This is a genomic window from Microbispora sp. NPDC049633 (genome assembly GCF_040675265.1).
GTDB classification, from domain to species: domain Bacteria; phylum Actinomycetota; class Actinomycetes; order Streptosporangiales; family Streptosporangiaceae; genus Microbispora; species Microbispora maris.
Genome location: NZ_JBFAOO010000334.1, coordinates 1 through 4,586, shown reverse-complemented (window position 1 = coordinate 4,586; position 4,586 = coordinate 1). Strand labels below are relative to the sequence as shown.

At 74.7% G+C, this 4,586-nt stretch carries 5 protein-coding genes; 2 read left to right on the top strand and 3 right to left on the bottom strand.

Features of this window, described 5'->3' with window-relative positions:
• Positions 1-1,151, bottom strand: a 1,151-nt coding sequence (locus AB0J39_RS38265) for a glycosyltransferase family 4 protein (protein ID WP_363473921.1), incomplete at its 3' end; no start/stop codon positions are given.
• Positions 1,152-1,252: 101 nt separating this feature from the next.
• Between AB0J39_RS38265 and AB0J39_RS38260 the strand changes: the two genes are divergently transcribed.
• Complete coding sequence (locus tag AB0J39_RS38260; protein WP_363473919.1) at positions 1,253-2,110, top strand: AraC family transcriptional regulator; 858 nt, start codon at positions 1,253-1,255, stop codon at positions 2,108-2,110.
• On the opposite strand, the gene AB0J39_RS38255 is transcribed toward AB0J39_RS38260, so the two are convergent.
• Complete coding sequence (locus tag AB0J39_RS38255) at positions 2,103-2,984, bottom strand: aldo/keto reductase (protein WP_363473917.1); 882 nt, start codon at positions 2,982-2,984, stop codon at positions 2,103-2,105. The genes AB0J39_RS38260 and AB0J39_RS38255 overlap by 8 nt on opposite strands.
• A gap of 158 nt (positions 2,985-3,142) precedes the next feature.
• Here AB0J39_RS38255 and AB0J39_RS38250 point away from each other — a divergent pair, with 158 nt between their 5' ends.
• Positions 3,143-3,769 (top strand): helix-turn-helix domain-containing protein, encoded by a 627-nt coding sequence (locus AB0J39_RS38250; protein WP_363473915.1) that lies wholly within the window; start codon positions 3,143-3,145, stop codon positions 3,767-3,769.
• A gap of 311 nt (positions 3,770-4,080) precedes the next feature.
• Here AB0J39_RS38250 and AB0J39_RS38245 read toward each other — a convergent pair.
• A partial coding sequence (locus tag AB0J39_RS38245) for a hypothetical protein (protein ID WP_363473913.1) occupies positions 4,081-4,586 on the bottom strand: 506 nt, incomplete at its 5' end.

Genomic DNA, 4,586 nt, shown 5'->3' with positions numbered 1-4,586 from the left:
CCGAGGAGACGCAGCAGAGCGCCGGCCAGCTCGGCGGGGTCGTCGCGCGCGCAGCGCAGCGCCCCGTCGCCGACGACCTCCGGCGAGTAGCCGGGCCCGACCACCACCGGCCGGGCGAGCGCCATCGCCTCGACGGCGACCAGGCCGAACGGCTCGTAGACGGACGGGAAGACGCAGACGTCGGCGGCCAGGAAGTGCGCGAACACCTCGTCGGGCGGGAGGAAACGGTTGCCTGCGACGACGTGCGCGGTGACCCCCGTCCGCCCGGCCAGCCGCGCCACCGCCGCGGCGTCGTCGGTCTGCGGCGCCGCGGCGCCGACGAGCACGAACCGCGTGTCGTCGTGCTCGGCGACGACCCGTGGCACCGCCCGGATCAGCGTACGCACCCCCTTGTGCGGCGACGGCCGCCCGGCGAACACGACGAGCCGGCCCCGCCCGCCGGGCAGGTGGCGGCGCCGCACCTCCGCCCGGATCCGGTCGCGCTCGTGGCCCGGCAGCCCCGCCAGCCGCAGCAGGCCGGGGTCCTCGTAGCCGTGCGGCACGACGAGCAGCCGCCCGGCAGGCCAGCCGCGGGCCGCGAGGTCGTCGCGCATCCGGGCGCTCGGCACCACGATCAGGCGTGCCGTCCGGGCCTGCGCCGTCTCCAGCAGGTCGAGGAGGACGGCGTACGCCGATCGGCGCCGCTCGCCGGGCGCGTTCAGCTCGCGGGTGTGGACGTGGAACACGACCGGCAGCCGGCCCAGCACCCCGCACAGGAGCCCGGCGAGGCAGCCCATCCAGTCGTGCACGGCGACGACCGCCCCCGTCCGCCCCGCCTCCGCCCGCAGGATCCGGACGGCCGCCCGCACGTTGAACGCGAGGAGCCCGGCGACCCTGGCCAGGCGGCGAACCGGCGCGGGAACGCGGGAGCCGCCCCCGAGGCCGTACCCGGGAGTGGGCAGCCGGTGCAGCGTGACGTCGCCCCGGCGTTCCGCCCGGTGCGCCGAGCCCCGGCGGGCGGCCCCGAAGACCACGACCGGGGTGCCGCGGTCACGCAGGGCGTCCATGATCCGCTCGGCGTACCGGCCGAGCCCGCCGACCACGTCGGGCGGGACCTCCGAGCAGACGGCGTACACCCGAAGGCAGGGGGAGGAATGATCGTCGGTGGGCACGGCGCGAACCTAGTCCCTCACGCCCCGCGCGGCCAACACGCCCCCGACGCGGCCACCGGCAGGCCCGGGACGGCCGCCTCGGACGCCTGTAGTCTCGGCGCGTGCGGCACGAATCACCGGACACCGGCGCGGGCCTGCGCCGGCATCTGCCGGCCGGCGGGACCCTGCCCGGCCACCGGCTGCGGTTCGGCTCCGGCGCGGAGGGCATCGAGCGGCTGGAGGCGTCGCTGGTGGGTGAGGGGTTCGCCACCCACCGCCACGACACGTACGCGATCGGGGTGACGCTGCGGGGCGTGCAGACGTTCCGCTACCGCGGCGAGCCGCGGCACTGCCTGCCGGGGGAGTGGCACGTCCTGCATCCCGACGAACCGCACGACGGCGTGGCGGGCACCGACGAGGGGTTCGGCTACCGGATCATCTACCTCGACCCCCGCCTCGTACGGGAGGCGCTGGGCGGTGGACCGCTGCCGTTCGTCGCCGACCCCGTGATCGGGCGGCGGGAGGCCGACCCCGCACTCGCCGCGTGCCTGCGGGACATCGACGAGCCCCTCGACGACGTCGAACGGCTGACGCTCACGCTGCGGGTCGTCCGCACGCTCGTGCGCCACTCTTCCACGCGGCCGGGCGGGCGGCCCGCTCTGGCGCTTGAGGCGCTGACCCGCGTGCGCGACCTGATCGCCGACGATCCGGCGGTCAGGCACACGCTCGCCGAGTTCGAGCGGGTATCGGGCCTGGACAGGTGGACGGTCGCACGCCAGTTCCGCGTCGCGTTCGGCACCAGCCCGACCCGCTTCCGCACGATGCGGCAACTCGACCGGGCCCGCCGGCTGCTGCGCGACGGCGTGCCCCTGGCCGAGGCGGCCCAGCTCGCCGGCTTCGCCGATCAGGCGCACATGTCACGCATGTTCAAGCGGGCCTACGGCCTCACGCCGGCCCGATGGACGGCCGCGCTCAGGTGACCCGCGGGTCGCGTCCGCCCAGCTCGGCGAGGTCGTCGTCGCTGAGGCGGAGACCGGCCGCGCCGACGTTCTCGGTCAGGTGGCCGAGGGACCCGGTTCCGGGGATGGGCAGTGTCACCGGCGACGTGGCCAGCAGCCAGGCCAGGGCGACCTGCGCGGTGGTCGCCCGATGGCGGGTGGCGACGCCCGTGAGACGAGCGTGGTCGATCCGCTGCCCGCCTCCGCCGAGCGGAAAGTACGGGACGTAGGCGATGCCCTCCCGCTCGCACGTCGCCAGGACGCCGGAATCGCTCGCGTGGTGGATGTGGAAGTGGTTCTGCACCGCGGCGACCGGAGCGACGGATCGTGCCTCGGCGAGCTGGGCGGCGTCGACATTGCTGACGCCGAGGTGCCGGATCAGCCCCTCGCGGCGGAGCTCCGCGAGCGCGGCGAAGCGTTCGCCGATCGACTCGCCGCCGGCCGGGCCCATACCGCCCACTCTCAGGTAGACCAGATCGAGGCGGTCCCGGCCGAGGCGGCGCAGGTCGTCCTCCACCAGAGCGCGCAGCCGATCGGGGCCGGCCTGGCCGGCGGGTGCCATGTTGCCCGCGAAAAGCGGACCCACCTTGGTGGCGATCACCAGGTCGTCCGGGTAGGGCGACAGCGCCTCCCGGATCAGTTCGTGCGCGTGGAGGTCGCCAAAGCCGTAGAAGCCCGCGGTGTCGATGTGGTTCACGCCGAGCTCCACGGCGCGGCGCAGCACCGCGACGCCTGCCTCGGGGGTGGGCGCGGAGCCGCCGAGGGCGAGCCTCATCGCGCCGAAGCCGAGGCGGTTGACCCGCAGGTCGCCGCCCAGGAGGAAGTCGCCGCCGGCGGCGGCCGCAGTGGTGCCCATGTGTCGCTCCTTGTCGTGAGACGCGCGGCCGAGGACCACGTGATGCCGTCACCGCCGATGGCAGGCCGGCCTTCCCGCCGCGTTGGAGGCCTCAGACTATACAGAAAGTGCGTGTACGCAAGTTTGCGTGAGCGCAAGCAATCTGCGACAGTGGGACGGTGACGGCAAGACGGACGGGGCTGCGCGAGCAGAAGAAGCAGGCCACCCGGCAGGCGTTGCGCGAGGCGGCGTTGCGTCTGGCTCTCGAACACGGGCCGGACAACGTGCGGGTCGACGACATAGCCGAGGCCGCCGGAGTCTCGCCGAGGACCTACAACAACTACTTCTCCAGCCGTGAACAGGCGATCGCCGCCCGCCCGGACGGCGTCCGCCTGGCCGACGCCGTCGCCGACGCGATCGTGGAGCAGTACACCGACCCCGGCGCACAGGACGGCGACGCGCTGCTGTTGATCACCACCCGTCCCGCGCTGCGCGAGGCGTTCGTCGATGCCGCCGCCGCGATCGAACACCCCCTCACCGACGCGATCGCCGGCCGTCTCGGCGACGCCGATCGGGACACCGCCCGCGTGCTCGCGGCGAGCGTCGCCGCCGCGGTCCGGGTCGCGCTCGATCGGTGGGTGGAAAGGCCGGCCGCCGCGTCGCCCGTCGCCGGCGGGCTCGTCGTACCGTCCGGCTCGCTACCCGGCCTGCTCCGCGCGGCGCTCGCCCCGCTCGCCCCCGCCCTCGACGCGGCCGAACGCCGGGCGGTCTCCGCCCGGCACGACCAGAGCCTGTACGCCGATTGACGCACCGTTCCACCGCGTTGCGCTCCCTGCTGAGATCCGGATCATGACGGACCGGGCGACCGCTGCGAGAGCCGCGCGTCTTACGGTCGGCCGCCTGGTCCCGGGAACGCAGGCCGGAACGCAGGCCGGAACGCAGGCCGGAGCGCGGGCAATCCCTCTGATCTCGACTCCGTACAGGCTCTAGGGCTGGATGAACGCGTGTCACATGACGTCCGTGCCCTCGAGCTCGGCGGCGCGGCCCGTGCCTGACAGGGCCATCATGAGCCAGGTCATCTCACGGATGCGCCGCCCGCGACTTTCGATCGGCGGAGTCAGTGACCGCCGTGCGCGCCGGTGAAGGTGGCGCCGATCTCCGCCAACCGCTCGGCCGCGTAGCCGGGGTCGATCAACGCCTCGGGGGTGTGGAGACCGGGCTGCACGGGGGCGCCGCGCAGGCCGAGCAGCCGCTCGACGCCGAGGGCGACGCCGAGCGCCGTCAGAGGGGTCTGCCCCTCCGGGTGGAGGAGGTAGCGGCTCGTCCTGAGGGGTGCGCCAACGCGATCCACGCCTTCAAGGTCGATCCTGACCTCCGCGGACGCGGGCCCGCCGCGCCGCCTGCCTGCCGATTCACCGATCGCGAACGCGACGCGGACGTTGGCCGCGCCTGTCGCGACGGCCAAACTCGGCACGTCGAGGATGGGGACGATCTGGCCGGGCAGCACGGCGCCGTCGACGCTGGTGACCTCCACCTGCGCGTCGGGGCCGCTGACCCAGTCGAAGACGCCGTCGCGGCGGACGGGCCCCGCCGAAGTGGCGGCCAGCAGGCGTGCCACGTCCG

Excerpts from the sequence above, each read along its gene's own strand:
- AB0J39_RS38255 (WP_363473917.1), bottom strand. The coding sequence starts at position 2,984 with ATGGGCACCACTGCGGCCGCCGCCGGCGGCGACTTCCTCCTGGGCGGC.